Source organism: Aeromonas sp. R4-2 (assembly GCF_040908295.1).
Taxonomy (GTDB): domain Bacteria; phylum Pseudomonadota; class Gammaproteobacteria; order Enterobacterales; family Aeromonadaceae; genus Aeromonas; species Aeromonas veronii.
This window is the reverse complement of record NZ_JBFODL010000014.1, coordinates 395,277-411,030: the sequence shown is the minus strand read 5'-3', so window position 1 is coordinate 411,030 and position 15,754 is coordinate 395,277. Positions and strand designations below refer to the sequence as shown.

Annotated in this window: 11 protein-coding genes; 3 read left to right on the top strand and 8 right to left on the bottom strand. The window is 60.0% G+C overall.

What is annotated here, in order from left to right:
* Positions 1-51 precede the first annotated feature (51 nt).
* Entirely contained in the window at positions 52-2,169 is a 2,118-nt protein-coding gene (nrdD, locus tag AB5Y99_RS12385) for an anaerobic ribonucleoside-triphosphate reductase (RefSeq protein WP_043818900.1), read from the bottom strand.
* A gap of 444 nt (positions 2,170-2,613) precedes the next feature.
* On the opposite strand from nrdD, the gene AB5Y99_RS12380 reads away from it, so the two are divergent.
* Positions 2,614-3,588 carry an ABC transporter substrate-binding protein gene (locus tag AB5Y99_RS12380; RefSeq protein WP_005338444.1) on the top strand — a complete coding sequence of 325 codons (975 nt, stop codon included), beginning with the start codon at positions 2,614-2,616 and terminating at the stop codon, positions 3,586-3,588.
* 82 nt (positions 3,589-3,670) lie between these two features.
* Here the strand turns inward: AB5Y99_RS12380 and ligA are convergent, their stop codons facing one another.
* From ligA to AB5Y99_RS12365, 3 genes are all read right to left on the bottom strand, one after another.
* Complete coding sequence (ligA, locus tag AB5Y99_RS12375; RefSeq protein WP_323890887.1) at positions 3,671-5,677, bottom strand: NAD-dependent DNA ligase LigA; 2,007 nt, start codon at positions 5,675-5,677, stop codon at positions 3,671-3,673.
* A 99-nt stretch (positions 5,678-5,776) separates the two neighbouring features.
* The gene (gene zipA / locus AB5Y99_RS12370) at positions 5,777-6,931 is read right to left on the bottom strand and encodes a cell division protein ZipA (protein WP_323890885.1); all 1,155 of its coding nucleotides are present in this window, start codon (positions 6,929-6,931) and stop codon (positions 5,777-5,779) included.
* A gap of 15 nt (positions 6,932-6,946) precedes the next feature.
* Positions 6,947-10,321, bottom strand: coding sequence for an AAA family ATPase (locus tag AB5Y99_RS12365; protein WP_368209793.1), 3,375 nt, complete (start codon positions 10,319-10,321; stop codon positions 6,947-6,949).
* A 213-nt stretch (positions 10,322-10,534) separates the two neighbouring features.
* On the opposite strand from AB5Y99_RS12365, the gene cysZ reads away from it, so the two are divergent.
* Together cysZ and AB5Y99_RS12355 are read left to right on the top strand one after the other, a co-directional pair.
* Positions 10,535-11,299 (top strand): sulfate transporter CysZ, encoded by a 765-nt coding sequence (gene cysZ / locus AB5Y99_RS12360; RefSeq protein WP_005338455.1) that lies wholly within the window; start codon positions 10,535-10,537, stop codon positions 11,297-11,299.
* A gap of 146 nt (positions 11,300-11,445) precedes the next feature.
* Positions 11,446-12,060, top strand: a complete 615-nt coding sequence (locus AB5Y99_RS12355) for a trimeric intracellular cation channel family protein (protein ID WP_368209792.1) — start codon at positions 11,446-11,448, stop codon at positions 12,058-12,060.
* 85 nt (positions 12,061-12,145) lie between these two features.
* On the opposite strand, the gene AB5Y99_RS12350 is transcribed toward AB5Y99_RS12355, so the two are convergent.
* The 4 genes from AB5Y99_RS12350 to AB5Y99_RS12335 all read right to left on the bottom strand — a co-directional run bounded on the left by AB5Y99_RS12350 (position 12,146) and on the right by AB5Y99_RS12335 (position 15,496).
* Positions 12,146-12,397 (bottom strand): hypothetical protein, encoded by a 252-nt coding sequence (locus tag AB5Y99_RS12350; RefSeq protein ID WP_005338457.1) that lies wholly within the window; start codon positions 12,395-12,397, stop codon positions 12,146-12,148.
* Between the two features lie 47 nt (positions 12,398-12,444).
* Positions 12,445-12,990: a DUF882 domain-containing protein gene (locus tag AB5Y99_RS12345; RefSeq protein ID WP_005338458.1), complete on the bottom strand. Its 546-nt coding sequence runs from the start codon at positions 12,988-12,990 to the stop codon at positions 12,445-12,447.
* Between the two features lie 164 nt (positions 12,991-13,154).
* A complete protein-coding gene (locus tag AB5Y99_RS12340) occupies positions 13,155-14,639 on the bottom strand; it encodes a murein L,D-transpeptidase (protein ID WP_040066667.1) in 1,485 nt (494 codons plus the stop codon).
* A gap of 92 nt (positions 14,640-14,731) precedes the next feature.
* On the bottom strand, positions 14,732-15,496 hold the full coding sequence (locus AB5Y99_RS12335) for an ABC transporter substrate-binding protein (RefSeq protein WP_204483956.1): 765 nt from the start codon (positions 15,494-15,496) through the stop codon (positions 14,732-14,734).
* Between the last annotated feature and the right edge of the window lie 258 nt (positions 15,497-15,754).

Below are 15,754 nucleotides of genomic sequence, written 5' to 3'. Positions count from 1 at the left end.
CAATGAAAATGGCCCCTTGAGTCAGGGGCCAGCTCTTCATCGCCTGTGCTCTTACATATGTTTGACGCGGCGCTTTACTTCTTCCTGCTTGCCCGCATTGAAGGGGCGTGCATCCGGGCTGCCGAGGTAGCCGCAGACTCGGCGGGTCACCGACACCTTGGCGGGGTCGTGGTTGCCGCAGCGCGGGCAGGTAAAGCCCTTGGAGGTGCACTCGAACTCGCCGGTAAAGCCGCAGTCGTAGCACTCGTCGATGGGAGTGTTGGTACCGTAGTAGGGCACCTTGTCATAGCTGTAATCCCAGACGTTTTCGAGCGCTTCCAGGTTGTGCTGGATGTTGGGGTACTCGCCGTAGCAGATGAAACCGCCACTGGCGATGGGCGGATAGGGCGCCTCGAAGTCCAGCTTGTCGTACGGGTTGACCTGCTTCTCCACATCAAGGTGGAAGCTGTTGGTGTAGTAACCCTTGTCGGTCACGCCGGATACCACGCCAAACTCCTTGGCGTCGATGCGGCAGAAACGGGTGCAGAGGTTCTCGCTCGGGGTGGAGTAGAGGCTGAAGCCGTAGCCAGTCTCCTCTTTCCACTCGTCAATGGCTGCCCTGAGACGGGCGATAATGGCGATGGCCTTCTGTTGCAGCTCGGCGCTGTCAAACAGGTGCACCTTGTCACCAAACAGGGCGTTGATGGTCTCGTGAACCCCGATATAACCGAGGGAAATGGAGGCACGACCGTTCTTGAAGATCTCGCTGACGTTGTCGTCCGCCTTGAGGCGCACGCCGCAAGCCCCTTCCATATAGAGGATCGGAGCAACCCGTGCTTTCACCCCGTCCAGACGGGTGATGCGGTACATCAGCGCCTTCTTGGCAACCCGCAGGGAGGCATCGAGACGATCCCAGAAGTCCGCTTCGTCACGGGATTTCAGGGCTATGCGCGGCAGGTTGAGGCTCACGACACCCAGGTTGTTGCGACCTTCGTGGATCAGCTCGCCATTCTCCTCGTAGGCACCGAGGAAGGAGCGGCAACCCATGGGGGTCTTGAAGGAGCCGGTCACTTTCACGACCTGGTCGTAGTTGAGGATGTCCGGATACATCCGCTTGGAGGCACACTCCAGCGCCAGCTGCTTGATGTCGTAGTTGGGATCGCCCTGCTTGTGGTTGAGGCCATCCTTGATGGCAAACACCAGTTTCGGGAACACAGCGGTCTTCTTGTTCTTGCCAAGACCTGCGATACGATTGCTGAGGATGGCGCGCTGGATCATCCGCGACTCCCAGCTGTCCCCCAAGCCAAAGCCAAAGGTGACAAACGGGGTCTGACCGTTGGCGGTGTGCAGGGTGTTGACCTCGTACTCCAGCGACTGGAAGGCGTCGTAGCACTCTTTCTCGGTGCGGGCCATGGCGTAGGCTTCTACGTCGGAAATGCCCCACTCTTCGGCCACTTCACGGTGCTTCTGCCAGCTGATGGTCACATAGGGAGCCAGCACTTCATCGATGCGGTTGATGGTGGTACCACCATAGATGTGGCTCGCCACCTGGGCGATGATCTGGGCGGTCACGGCCGTGGCGGTGCTGATGGATTTCGGGGTATCGATCTCAGCATTGCCCATCTTGAAGCCGTGGGTCAGCATCCCTTTCAGATCGATCAACATGCAGTTGAACATCGGGAAGAAAGGTGAGTAATCGAGATCGTGGAAGTGCAGATCACCACTCTCGTGGGCCTGAACCACATCACGGGGCAGCATGTGGCTGGTGGCATAGTGCTTGGCGACAATACCGGCCAGCAGGTCGCGCTGGGTCGGGATCACCTTGGAGTCTTTGTTGGCGTTTTCGTTGAGCAGGGCAGCGTTGGTCTGCTCGACCAGACCGCGGATCTCCTGCGCCAGACGGCCGCGCGCCTCGCGGGCCTGATCCCTGTCGTGGCGATATTCGATATAGGCACGGGCGATGGCCTTGTCGTCGGAAGCCATCAGGTGGTTTTCGACCCGGTTCTGGATCTCGTGGATATCAACTTCACCACGCCCTTCCAGCTCCTGACTCACCGCATTGGCAATGCGGGAGGCGAGTGCCGGATTGGCCTGATTGACCGCTTCCGCCGCACGGCTGACCGCCTCTGCAATCAGCTGGGCATTGAATGGTGCGCGACATCCGTCACGTTTGATCACAACCGGTTTCATGAATTTTCCCCGTTAAAAGGCCAGGCATTTGCCTCTGGCTCACCCTTGTTGGGCCCCCCTCCCGGCATCTCGTCCTGGACGCAAATAAATTCAGCCGAGGCTTGACAAGCCTGGGCTGAAGATAGGAGAGGAACAGCTTATACACAGCTTAATAACACAACATATAGGGATTAAAAACGAATGCGTCCCTATATGTGGTGTCTATTAGGCACCAAAGCGAAGCCTCATTTCTTGATCCAGAACAGGTTTTCCAGCGAGCGGGACAGTTCACGACCAACCCAAAAGAGCCCCATTCAAATCCAATCTCAAGCAGGGTGCGGGCTGGCGTCCGATCCGCCCACACGAAAAAAATCGCCCCTCGCCACACCGGTTTCGAGATGACAGCGCCAACCAAAACCACCCATACTGAACAAGAACTCTCTCCCCCTCGACAAGGGACAACCCATGCGCACCTCTCTGCTGTTGCTACTGCTATCCACCCTCTCTCTGCCGCTCTGGGCTGCCAACATTCTAGTGATCAGCAGCTACCATCCCGAATACCTGTGGGACCAAAGCTACAACAAAGGGCTGCTCGATGGCTTGCAGGGGGAGCACAAGATCACTCACTTCTATATGGATACCAAACGCCATCCACGGGAGAAGTTCGACGAAATCGCCCAGCAAGCCATCGCCTTTTATCTCAAGAGCAAGCCGGATTTAGTGGTACTGGGGGATGACAACGCCATCAACTATCTGGCCAACGAGATCGCCTCGCTGGGTACCCCAGTGGTGTTTCTTGGCATGAACGAGAATCCGCGCCTCAAGGGCTTTGTCGGCCACCCCAAGATCACCGGCGTGCTGGAACGCCCCCTGCTCAAGCGCAACATCAGCGAAATAAGCCAGATGATGGGGGGGCTCGACAAGGCACTGGTGCTGTTTGATTCCAGTAATGTGGCCCTCACCGCCATCGAGGATGAATTCAAGACCCAGACCGAGCTGCGAGTCGGCCAGACCAGGATCAACAGCCAGCTGATGGGGGATTACAGCCTCTGGCAAGAGGCGGTGCTCAACGCCAAGAAGAACGGCTATCAGGCGATCTTCCTCGGCCTCTACCACACGCTGGTCGATGACAATGGCAAGCATGTGAGCGAAAAGACGGTGCTGGAGTGGACCAGCGCCAACACGCCGGTGCCGCTCTTCTGTTTCTGGGAATTTACCGTCGGCAAGGGGATGGCCATCGGTGGGCTGGTGCTGGACGGCCACGATCAGGGGATACAGGCAGCCAGCCTCATCAACACCATACTGGCGGGCACCCTGCCCCGTACCATCTCCCCGCGCGCGGCCCTGCGCGGCGAATATGTCTTCAGCAAGAGCGAGCTGGCCCGCTGGCAGCTCACAGTGCCCGACAAATGGCGCCACAAGATCCTCTGGCGTGAGTAACCGCCGAAACAAAAAAAGAGAACCCGGCCATGCCGGGTTCTCTTTTATCGGGTGCTGCGGTTAGCAGGCTTGGTGAGGGCTATCAGCCCTGCAACGCCTGTTGCAGCTCCTCTTCGGTCCAGATGGTAATGCCGAGCTCCTGCGCCTTGGTCAGCTTGGAACCGGCCGCTTCCCCCGCGACCAGCACATCGGTCTTGGCAGATACCGAACCCGCCACCTTGGCCCCCAGCGCCTGCAGCGCCGCCTTGGCGTCGTTGCGCGACAAGGTGGTCAGCGTGCCGGTCAGCACGAAGGTCTTGCCGGCAAAGGGTTGCTCCGCGGCCTCTTTCTTCTCGATGGCCGGCCAGTGGATGCCGGCAGCCAGCAAGGCTTCCAACACCTCCACGTTGTGCGGCTGACGCAGGAAGTAGTAGACATGCTTGGCCACCACATCGCCCACGTCAGCCACTTCGAGCAGTTGCTCCACCGATGCAGCGCGCAGGGCATCCAGGGTGAGGAAGTGGTTGGCAAGGTTGAGCGCAGTCGCCTCCCCCACTTCGCGGATCCCCAGGGCAAACAGGAAGCGCGGCAGGGTGGTGCTGCGCGCCGCATCGATGGCGGCTACCAGATTGAGGGCGGATTTTTGCCCCATCCGCTCAAGACCGGCCAGCTGGATGGCATTGAGGCTGAACAGATCGGCGGGAGTCTTCACCAGCCCCTTGTCTACCAGCTGCTCGACAATCTTGTCGCCAAGGCCATCCACATCCATGGCACGACGGGCAGCGAAGTGCTTGATCGCCTCCTTGCGCTGCGCCTCGCAGAACAGGCCACCGGAGCAGCGGGCAACCGCTTCCCCTTCCAACCGCTCCACTGCTGAGCCACAGACCGGACACTCGGTCGGGAAGAGAATTTCGCGCGCATCAACAGGGCGCTCTGCCTCTACCACGGCCACGATCTGCGGGATCACATCCCCTGCCCGGCGCACGATCACGGTATCGCCGATCATCACGCCAAGCCGCTCGATCTCATCGGCATTATGCAAGGTGGCGTTGGAGACAGTCACGCCGCCGACAAACACAGGTTTAAGCTTGGCCACCGGCGTCACGGCGCCGGTGCGACCAACCTGAAACTCGACGTTCTCAAGCAGAGTCATCTCCTCCTGCGCCGGGAACTTGTGGGCAGTCGCCCAGCGCGGGGCGCGAGCCACAAAGCCCAGCTCCTCCTGCAGGGCGATGGCATCGACCTTGTAGACCACGCCGTCGATCTCATAAGGGAGCTCGCCACGGCGGGCCAGAATGTCGTCGTGGAACGCCTGACAACCGGCGGCCCCCTCTTTGAGCTTCACCTCTGGACTGAGCGGCAGCCCCCACTCCTTGAGCTGGGTGAGACGGCCAAAGTGGGAGTCGCCCAGTTGCTCGCCGCCAACACCGACACCGTAAGCGTAAAAGCTCAGGGGACGGCTGGCGGTGATGCGTGAATCGAGCTGACGCAGGCTGCCAGCAGCGGCATTGCGCGGGTTGACGAATACCTTCTCGCCCGCTGCCAGCGCCTTGGCGTTCATCGCTTCGAAACCGGCCTTGGGCATAAAGACTTCGCCACGCACTTCCAACCGCTCGGGCCAACCAGAGCCTCGCAATGCGAGCGGAATGGCCTTGATGGTACGCACGTTCTCGGTGATCTCCTCACCGGTAGCGCCATCGCCCCGGGTCGCGGCCTGCACCAGCTGACCATTTACATAGAGCAGGCTCACCGCCAGGCCATCAAGCTTGGGCTCGCAGCAGAACTCGAAACGCACTTCACGCTTGAGGCGATCGCTCATGCGTTGTTCGAACGCCTGCAGCTCTTCGCTGCTAAAGACGTTATCCAGACTGAGCATGGGGATCTCGTGGCGCACCTGACTGAACGCCGTCAGCGGCTGGCCTCCGACCCGCACGCTCGGGGAAGCCGGGGTTTTCAGCTCGGGGTGGTCAGCCTCCAGCGCAATCAGCTCGCGCATCAGACGGTCATATTCGGCGTCCGGTACGGTCGGGTTATCCAGCACATAGTACTGATGACCATATTCGGTAAGCAGTTCACACAATTGACGGTGGCGGGAGAGGGTGTCGCTCATGAAAAAGTCTCGAAGTGTGATTGAACATACGGCCGGGGTAGAAACAAAAATGCGGTACCAGGGTACCGCACTTTTTCTTCACTCGACCCGCATGGCGTATTAGTCGCGACTGGCCTCGTAGGCAGCCAGCTCGTGACGGTAACGGGCAATGGTCTCGTCGCTCAGCGGGCTGCGATCCATATCGGTCAGCATGGCATCGAGATCGCTGGCCAGCTGATCGGCAGCCTGCAGCATATCCTCGAAGGCAAACGCGGCATTGCTGCGCAGCGGCAGCTGCATGAACAAGGAGACACCCGGCGTGGTGAACTGTTCCATCCGGTACGGGTTGAAAGTACCCGGCTTGACCATGTTGATCATGGAGAAGACCACTTCACCCTTGCCGTTGGGATCTTCGTGACGGTGGAAAATATCCATCTCGCCAAACTTGAAACCCAGCGCCATCAGGGACGAGAGCAGGGTTGCACCTTGCAAGTCGTGACCCGGACGGCCCATCAGGTTGATGACATAGACATCCTGCCAGATCTTCTCGACCGGCTGGGGTGCCATGCGCGGCTCTTCAACCACAGGTGCAGGTGCCACATAGGCTGGCTCGGGAGCCACATGACGGGGCTGCGGCTGATATTCCGGCTCGGGAGCACGCACCGGTTCGGCACGAACGGTGTCAGCGGTACGGACTGTCTCTGCACGGGCACCAAAAGTCGGGGCTGTCGCATAGGCGGGCTCGACCAGCGGCTCGTCGTCCAGCGACTGCATCATGGGCTCGCGCTGAGGACGGGAACGGTAGACCGGGGTACGGCGATTGACCTGAGCAGGTTTGCGCACCGGCGCGGCGGGCGCCTCGTCGGTCTCCTCGGGAAGCGGTTCGTCGAACGCTTCCTCCTCTTCATAGACAGGAGGCGGCGGAACCGGGCGGGCAGCAGGCTTGCGCACTACGGGCGGCGGCAGATCGTCCTCGTCATCTTCATCATCAAAGGTGGGGACGGAAGGGCGACGACCGAGTTCCGGCTGGCGGCTCTCTTCACTGCGCAGCTTGGGCTCGGCACGACGGCCACCACTGACCACGCGTACCTGGCCGATGCCATCGCTGTCGAAGGCGTCGTTATCACGATCCCGCGACTTGGAGTCCATCCGTCCAATCGGTTTCTCTTTGATCGGTGCCTGACGATTCTTTTTGTTGCTCCACAACCCGTGAATGAGCAATGCCGCAATAGCAATACCGCCCAGGGCAACCAAGATGTAACGCAATTCCTGCATTAGCTGCTTCTCTTTCTAGTTTTGCTCAGCCAAAGCGACGGCTTCACCGATATCGACCGACACAATGCGAGAAACCCCGGGCTCTTGCATCGTGACGCCAACCAGCTGCTCAGCCATCTCCATGGAGACCTTATTATGACTGATGTAAACGAACTGTACTGTGCTCGACATCTCTTTGACAAGAGAACAGAAGCGACCGACGTTCACTTCATCGAGCGGTGCATCCACCTCATCCAGCAGACAAAAAGGTGCTGGGTTGAGTCTGAAGATGGCAAAAACCAGCGCAAGCGCGGTTAACGCCTTCTCCCCCCCGGAAAGCAGGGCAATGGTAGCATTCTTCTTACCCGGAGGTCTCGCCATGATGCTCACTCCGGCCTCCAAAAGATCATCGGAGGTGAGCTCAAGCCAGGCACTGCCCCCACCGAACACTTTCGGAAACAGGGATTTTAAATCTTCGTTGACCTTATCGAAAGTGTCCCGGAACCGTATTTGTGTCTCTTTATCAATTCTTTTAATGGCTTGGCTCAAGGTTTCAAGCGCTTGCTCGAGATCCTGACACTGATTTTCAAGATAGGTTGCCCGGGTTTTCGCCTCTTCATACTCCTCCAGCGCCGCCAGGTTGATGGCGCCGAGCGCCTCCACTTGCCCCTCCAGAGTCTGGATCTCCTGCCGCAGCTTGCCGCGATCAGCGGCGATCAACACCGCCTGATCGAGATCTACCAGTCGAACCCCCAGCTCTTCGAACTGCTCGTGCAGCCCTTGCCGACGGGTAAGGTTGCGTTCGCGCTCAAGGCGCAGGGTTGCCAGCTTCTCCTGCAACGTCACCAGCTGCTTGTGATCGGCACTTCTGGCCTGTTCCAGCTCACCGAGCTGGCGCTCCAGCTCCGCAAGCCGCTGATGACAGGCGAGCTGCTGCGCCTCCAGATTGCGCTGCTCGGCCAGCAGGGGCGCCAGATCCGGCACGGCCTCGCTATCCGGCCCTTTCAGCCCGGCCAGCTCCAGTCCGAGCCTCGCCAACTCCTCTTCGCCCAGGGTAATGAGTTGGCGCAGATTGCCCAACTCCAGTTGCAAACGCTGGCAGGTCGCTTGTTGCTGCTCGCGGCGCGCACGGGCCTCGTCGACCGCCCGCTCGCAGCGGGTCAGCAGCTCCTGAGCGAGCTGCAACCCTTGTGTCAGCGGCTCCCCCTGCTCCTGCAACTCGGCAAGGCGCGCCTCATCGAGTTCCAGTTGTTCACGGGCGCTGGCCAGCCGCTCTGCCTCTTCGGCCTGCTCCTGATCTAGCCGGATCAGCTCTTCGCCGAGCTGACCGAGCCGCTGCAACCGCTCCTGCCGCTGACCCTGTTGCAGGCTCCAGGCTTCGCGCAGTTGTTGCCATTTCTGCTCTTGCTCGCGCAAGGTTCGCTGCGACAACTCCTGCGCACTGGCAAGCTGGGCGCGCCGGGCATCGGCTGAGACAAGTTGCTCGCTCAGCTGTGCCAGCCCCGCGGCAACCCTCTCCTGCTCGGTATGCAACCGCTCACGCTCACCGAGCAGTGCCATGGTGCCGAGCGCCGCGCCCTGCCCCAGATCTGCCCAGTTTGGCCCCAGCCAGTCGCCAGCAGGAGTCAGTACCGACTCACCGGCCGCAAGGCTTGGCTGGCGGGCCAATGCGGCCTCCCGGCTCTCCACCAGCCAGATGGCATTGAGGAAGGCGGGAATGTGCTCGCCGCCCAGTTGCGCCGCCAGCGTACCGGCAACCGCCGGTTGCGCCGGGCCAATCCAGAGTCCCTCTTGCGCCAGATTGCACTCGTCCGCCGGCGTTGCGGTGAGCCAGCGACCCAGCACCTTGTCGAGCGCCTGTGCCCATTCGGGAGCAACCTGCAGTCGATCCGCCAGGGTCGCCCCCTCCATCTGCTCGCCGAGGATTTGATCCAGCGTCGCCAGCCGCGCCTCCAGTTCCCGCTGCAGGCTCAACTGCTGGCCATACTGCTGCTTGAGTTGTTCATGGGCGTCGACCGCCTGCGCCAGCTGCTCGGTCAGCTCGCCATTAGCCGCCCGCGTCAGCTCCAGCTCACCACTCAGGGCATCGAGGGCCGGTTGCAGGTCATCGGCCTCAGCGCCGAGGGGTCCCGCGCGTTCATCTTCCAGCTTGAGGCGGGCCAGCCGGGTCTTGGCTTGCAACTCCTGCAAACCACCCAACCGGGTACGAGTCTGGTTGAGCTGCCCCTGCAACCCGGCCAACTGTTGTTGCCACTGCTGCTGACGCAGGCGGGCCTGCTCCAGCTGCTCGCTGGCGTGCTGGCGGGCCTCCTGCTGCTCAGTGAGCAACTGCTCACACTGCTCCAGCCGGGCGCTCTCCTGCTCTGCGCGCAATACCCCTTCGGTCAGTTGATCCTGCTGGCTGGCAAGCTGCGCCTTGCGGGTAGCAATCCGCTCGCCGAGCGCCTCTGCACGGGCCTGCCAGTCGCGCCCCAGTTCACTCTGGTGCAGTTGCTGTTGCTCGAGACGGGCGATGGCCTGCCCGCCGAGAAAAATCTGTTGCTGACGGCTCGCCTGCTCGGCTTGCGCCTCTTGTCTGGCGACCGACAGGGTGACGTGGCGCCCCTCATCGGCGGTGCGCTTGGCATCGAGCGCCGCCAGCGCCTGCTCGGCCTGTGCCAGCTCTGTTTTGGCCTCGCCAAGGCGCGTCTCCAGCGCCCACAACTCGGAGCCAATCAGCTCGGCGCGAGCTGCGCGCGAACGACTCTTGAGCTGTTTGTAGCGCTCGGCGGTCTCGGCCTGGGCTTTGAGGTGCTCAAGGCGAGAGCCCAGCTCGCCGCGAATATCGCCGAGGCGCTCCAGGTTCTCCTGGGTGTGGCGAATGCGCTGCTCGGTCTCGCGGCGCCGCTCCTTGTAGCGGGAAACCCCGGCGGCCTCTTCCATAAAGAGCTTGAGATCGGCCGGACGCGACTCCACCAGTCGGCTGACGGTGCCCTGCTCGATGATGGCGTAGCTGCGGGGGCCAAGACCGGTGCCGAGGAAGAGATCGGTGACATCCTTGCGGCGGCACTTCTGGCCGTTGATCTGATAGTGGTTGGAACCGTCGCGCAGCACTTCGCGGCGCACCGAGATCTCGGTAAAGCGGCCGAACTCGCCGGGCACCCGGTTGTGGGGATTGTCGAACACCAGCTCCACCGAGGCGCGCCCGTGCGCACTGCGATTGATAGAGCCGTTGAAGATGACATCGGTCATGTTCTCGCCGCGCAGATGGCGGGCGGAGCTCTCCCCCAGCACCCAGCGCACCGCGTCGATGACGTTGGATTTGCCACAGCCATTGGGGCCCACCACGGCTGTCATGTCTGCCGACAGTTCGATGCGGGTCGGCTCGACGAACGACTTGAAGCCGGCGAGTTTGATCAGTTTCAGACGCATGGCGACCTGTATCAGTGGCTAAATAAAGAGGATGCGGGCAGGTGACTTTACCAAATCCAGACCCGGCTTTGTTTGTAATATGCTGGCATCATCCCCATTCATGCCCGATTTTTGGTCGCCACGGCACGAAATAAGGAATAGTCGGCGACTTTACCAAATCAAAGGCTTGTTTGTAATATGCTGGCAGTTCTCCCATGCATAGATGGAGCTCACATGAGCCAATCACCCCATATGGTCAAAGATTCAATCAGCGGTGCAGACTACTTTCTGCGCGGTTTTTCCCTTATTCGCCAACCGGGCATCCGCACCTTTGTGCTGATCCCCCTGCTGGTCAACTTCGTGCTGTTTGCCGGGGCCTTCTATGCCCTGCTGCTGCAACTGGACGGCCTGTTCGCCTGGCTCCATCAGCAGATCCCCGCCTGGCTCGACTGGCTGGACTATCTGCTGTGGCCCATCGCCCTCATCACCATACTGGTGGTCTTCTCCTTTATCTTCAGCTCGGTTGCCAACTGGGTAGCCGCCCCCTTCAACGGCCTGCTGGCGGAGAAGGTGGAGCAGATCCTCACCGGTCAGCCCGCCAATGACAGCGGCATGCTGGATATCGTCAAGGATGTGCCACGCACCTTCGGCCGCGAATGGACCAAGCTGAAGTATTACCTGCCCAAGGCCATTGGCTGCCTAATCCTGTTCCTGATCCCGGTGGTAGGCCAGACCCTGGCGCCTGTGCTCTGGTTCCTGTTCAGCGCCTGGATGATGGCGATCCAGTATGTGGATTATCCGTTCGACAACCACAAGATCGACTTCATCACCATGCGCGATGCCTTGAAGCAGCGCCGCGGCAAGTGCCTCAGCTTCGGCGCTCTGGTGACCCTCTTCTCCGCCATTCCGGTGGTGAACCTCTTTGTGATGCCGGTTGCCATCTGTGGCGCCACCGCCATGTGGGTCGATCACTACCGGCAGGAGCAGCTGGGGCGCTAACTCTTGAACATTGATTAGAAAAAGGCACCCGAAACGGTGCCTTTTTCGTATTTAGCATGAATTAAATTAATGCATGCATTCGATAGCTTGTCCCATATGACACGAGTTGGTAGGATTCTGGCCTTTCTCGTTCCCTGGGATATCTCATGTTACATGCACTCTTCTTGGTTGGCCTGGTGGCCGAAGGGATGACCGGCGCGCTGGCCGCGGGTCGGCGACGGATGGATCTGTTTGGTGTGGTGATCATCGCCTCGGCGACGGCCATCGGTGGTGGCACCATTCGCGATGTGCTGCTCGGCCACTATCCGCTGCTCTGGATTGAGCATCCGGAATATGTGCTGCTGGTTGCCGCAGCCGCGATGGCGGGTGTGGTCTCCGCCCCCCTGATGCGCTATCTCGGCAAGCTGTTCATGGCCCTTGATGCCCTGGGACTGGTGGTCTTCTCCATCTTCGGTGCAGCCCGAGCGCTGGATATGGGCCACGGCGCCGGTATTGCCTGCATCATGGCGGTAGTGACCGGGGTCTTTGGCGGTGTGCTGCGGGATCTGCTCTGCCAGCGCATTCCGCTGGTGTTTCGTCGCGAGCTCTATGCAGCCATTTCGCTGATCACCGCAGCCCTCTACTGTCTGGCGCTGGATCAGGGCTTGCCGACCAACTGGGCCTCGTTCGGTTCCATCGGGATCGGCTTTGTACTGCGGCTGCTGGCGGTACGCTTCAAGTGGGGTCTGCCCACCTTCAACTACCAGTACGCGACTCACTAAGTACGCCAGCTTCTGGCGAGGCGGGTTGGATTGCGAGCAACAAAAAAGCGCCCGAGTGGCGCTTTTTTCATGGACGTTCTGCGACTCAGTTAATCCCTTCCGAGCTGAAGAAGGTCGCCTTGTCGGCAATAAAACGGATCTTGATGTTCTTCCCTTCCCCGCCCCAGAGGCAGCTGGTAGTGCCCAAGGCATCATCACAACGCTCCGCCTTGCCCAGAATGGTGCTGGCCTCGGCGTAACTCATCCCCATCTTCAACTGGTCGTAATTTTCACGGTTGAGCTTGCTGCAACCGGTCAACAACAGGGCGATCAGGCCGCCAATCACTATCTTTTTCATCGCAATCTCCTCTCTGGTGGGAAGAGCTTGGCAGTTTGCCAACCCCTTTACCAGCTGCGCACCGGGCCGGTATCGAGGTGAACGAAGTTATCACGGGGATAGTAACCAACCCCACCCACCTTGAGCTGGAGCGCCGCCTTGCGCAGATGGGCCAGCTGTACGCCGGGGATCCGCACATCCACCGCCTGCCCCAGGGTGTGGTAGCTGTGCTTGGCCACGCCGCGGCTCTTGTGGCGCTTCTGACGATTGGTTGCCGGGGCGCGATAGCCGGAGATCAGCTGGATTTCACTGCGCCGACCCAGCTTGTGCTGCAACAGAAACAGCTGATCAAACAACTTCTTGTCGATGTTGAACACTTCGTTGCGCCGGTAATCGCGGAAGATGTGGTTGAGCTCGGCCAACCCGTCGCTCAGATAGTGGCCGTTCTCCCAATAGCTGGCGCGCACCCGCTCGCCGGTATTGAGATTGAAGAAACTGAGTTCACGCCCGGTGGTACTGCGGCTGGCCAGTGCAGGGAAGGAGATCAGCGAGCTGCCCAACAGGCAACCGGCTCCCAGCAACAGGCGACGTCGACTTATCTCTTGTTCCAGCATAAGGGGTTCGTCCATCGCAGATTCAAGCGAAAATAGTTGAATAAGATCACTGATTGAATGTGATACAGGCGCTTGAAACTACCCTCCGGCGGGGCGCCCTGTCAAACCTCAATCGCCCATAGAAAAGCCCGGCACAGGCCGGGCTTTTCACTCTGTGGCAGGGATCACAGCAGGCGGCTCTGGAAGCTGACCCGATCAAATCCGTAGATGTCGTTACGCAGTTGCTGGCGACCATTTTCGTCGATCCAGCTGCTCCAGTAGACGGTAAAGACCGGGATCGGCGTGGTGAGCGGCAACCATTTGGTCTGGCTCTCCTTGAGGATATTGGCCACCTTGTCCGGCTGATAGCGGGAATCTGCCAACAACAGCTCGGCCAGATCGTCGGCATGCTCCACCCGGATGCAGCCCGAACTGAAGGCGCGCGCCCCCTGTTCGAACAGCGCCTTGCGCGGGGTGGAGTGCAGATAGATGGCGTCATTGTTGGGCAGGTAGAACTTGTAGCGCCCCAGGGCATTGTGATCCCCCGGCTTTTGCCGCAGGCGATAGGGGAAACCGGCAGCCAGCGCCTGATGCCACCCCTCTTCGGTGAACTGGACCGGATTGCCCTCGCTGTCGATCACCTCGAACTGCTCGCGACTCAGATAGGCGGGATCCCGACCCAGCTTGGGCAGGATGTCTTTGCTCAGGATGGAGCGCGGCACATGCCAGGAGGGGTTGAGCACGATGGAGCGAATTTCGCTGGCCAGAATGGGGGTGGCCCGCTGCTCCTTGCCGACGATGACCCTGCTGGTAAACACCTCGTTGCCGGACTCCACCACGCTCAGACGGTAGTCGGGAATATTGACCAGCACGTAGCGGCCACCGGCGAGTTGATCCACCAGATCGCGACGCCACAGGTTACGCAGCAGCAAGCTGGCGCGCACTTGCGGGCCGGTATTGAGCCAGGAGCGGGTCTGACGACCGATAATGCCGTCCGCGGTGAGACCGTGACGACGTTGGAACTGCTTGATGGCCTGCTCGGTATCACCATCGTAAATCTGATCACCATGGCTCGGGGCGCTGTCGCCCAGCTCGTTGAGCATGGCGCGGATTTGGCCGAGCTCGGCGGAGCTCTCTCCGGCACGCAGGGTCGGCATATCGAGGGTTGGCCACTTGCTGGCCATCGGCATTGCCAGAAGTTTGTGCACTTTGGCCCGCACCGCCTCGTATTCCGCCACCTGAGGGCGCAGGGATTTCACCTGGGTGAGCAGGTCATCATCGCTGGGTTGGGTCACTACAGGGCGGTTCAAATCGAGCTTGAGGGTCTTCATCTGCTCGCGCGAGACCAGATCCATCCCCCGCCAGGCGTGCTGGAAACGACTCAGCTTGGCAAAAATGTCGTCATAGATGGCACCACGCTTGTCTGCAGGGGTGGCCTGCAGGCGCTTCCACAGCGTGAAAAAATCGGGATGCAGCTGGGCAAGCACAGCCTCTTGCAACTGCTGCTCCAGCTCGACACGGGCCTGTTCGGCCTGACTGCCCTGATACCAGTCGTGTCCGGTTTCACTGGCCGCCACCACGACTTGTGCTTCGGTCGCATGTACCGCGCCAGCGGGCAAACATCCCAGCCACACCAGATTGGCAAGGGCCAGCCAATACTTCATCCCCATGGGTACCTCAAAACGGTTTGTTCACTCTGTCAGGCCTGACAAGCAGACCCGATGCTCAGGCCGCTCATGATGCGTGAACGGCCAATACTTTGCTAGCGCCCGGGGGCATAACGCTGCCAGATAATGTCATACGCATCTGTCTCCTTGAACCGCGCCAACGCCTGATTGAATTGTTGCAAGAATTGCGGCGAAAAGCTGCGCTTGCCCAACATAAAGAAGCTCGGCGATTCAGATACCACCATGGGGTGACTGGTGAACAGACCGCTCATCCCCTCCTTGTTAAGGGCGCTGGGGGTAGCCAGCATGTCACCGAGAAAACCGTCGATCCGGCCGCGGGCCAGCTTCTCAAAATTTTGCTGGTCGCTCACCGCACTCACCTGTTTGGCATAGCGAGCGAGCAGCGACATCACTTCCTCACCATAGAAGTACTCTTTGGTAACGCCGAGGGAGTAACCACTGGCCAGCCAGTTCGCCAGATCCTGCTCGGGATAGTGGCTGCCCTTGCGGATCCACAGCAAGGTGCGCCCCGGGTTGTAGGAGTCGGAAAACCAGGCATAACGGGCGCGCTCATCGTTGATATTCGCCTCCATCGCCATGTCTATCTCACCATATTCCATTTCGTGCAGTACCCGCTTCCAGGGCAGCTCCACATAGTTGACCTTGCAGTGCATGGAAGTGAGCACAGCCGTCAGCACCTCGGCGGCATAACCGCGCACCTCTTGCGGTGAGTCGGCTTCGTAATAATGGTAGGGGGGCCAGTTATCGTAACCGACCTGAATGGGCTCGGGACACAGGGCCCTGGCCAATGCCATTGGCGCCCATAATCCAAGCAACAGACAGCAAGAGAGCCACTTCATATGTCATCCTTGACGAATAAGTGAGTCATCATAAATCGCCCCCTGCAAAATGGCGATAGAAGCCAGATGACTATCGCATCCGCTAGAAAATGACGCAGCGAAGCGCTTCTATTTGCCAATTGCCCTGCCGGAGCACTACTGGCAACCTGCGCCCCGCCAGACCTGTTTAACCGGGAAACAGCAACGTTTGGAACAGGGGTAAAAAGGGGTTAATATGTGACCAAATATTTTTTTGTGATCCACTATGCTTTTTTTGCA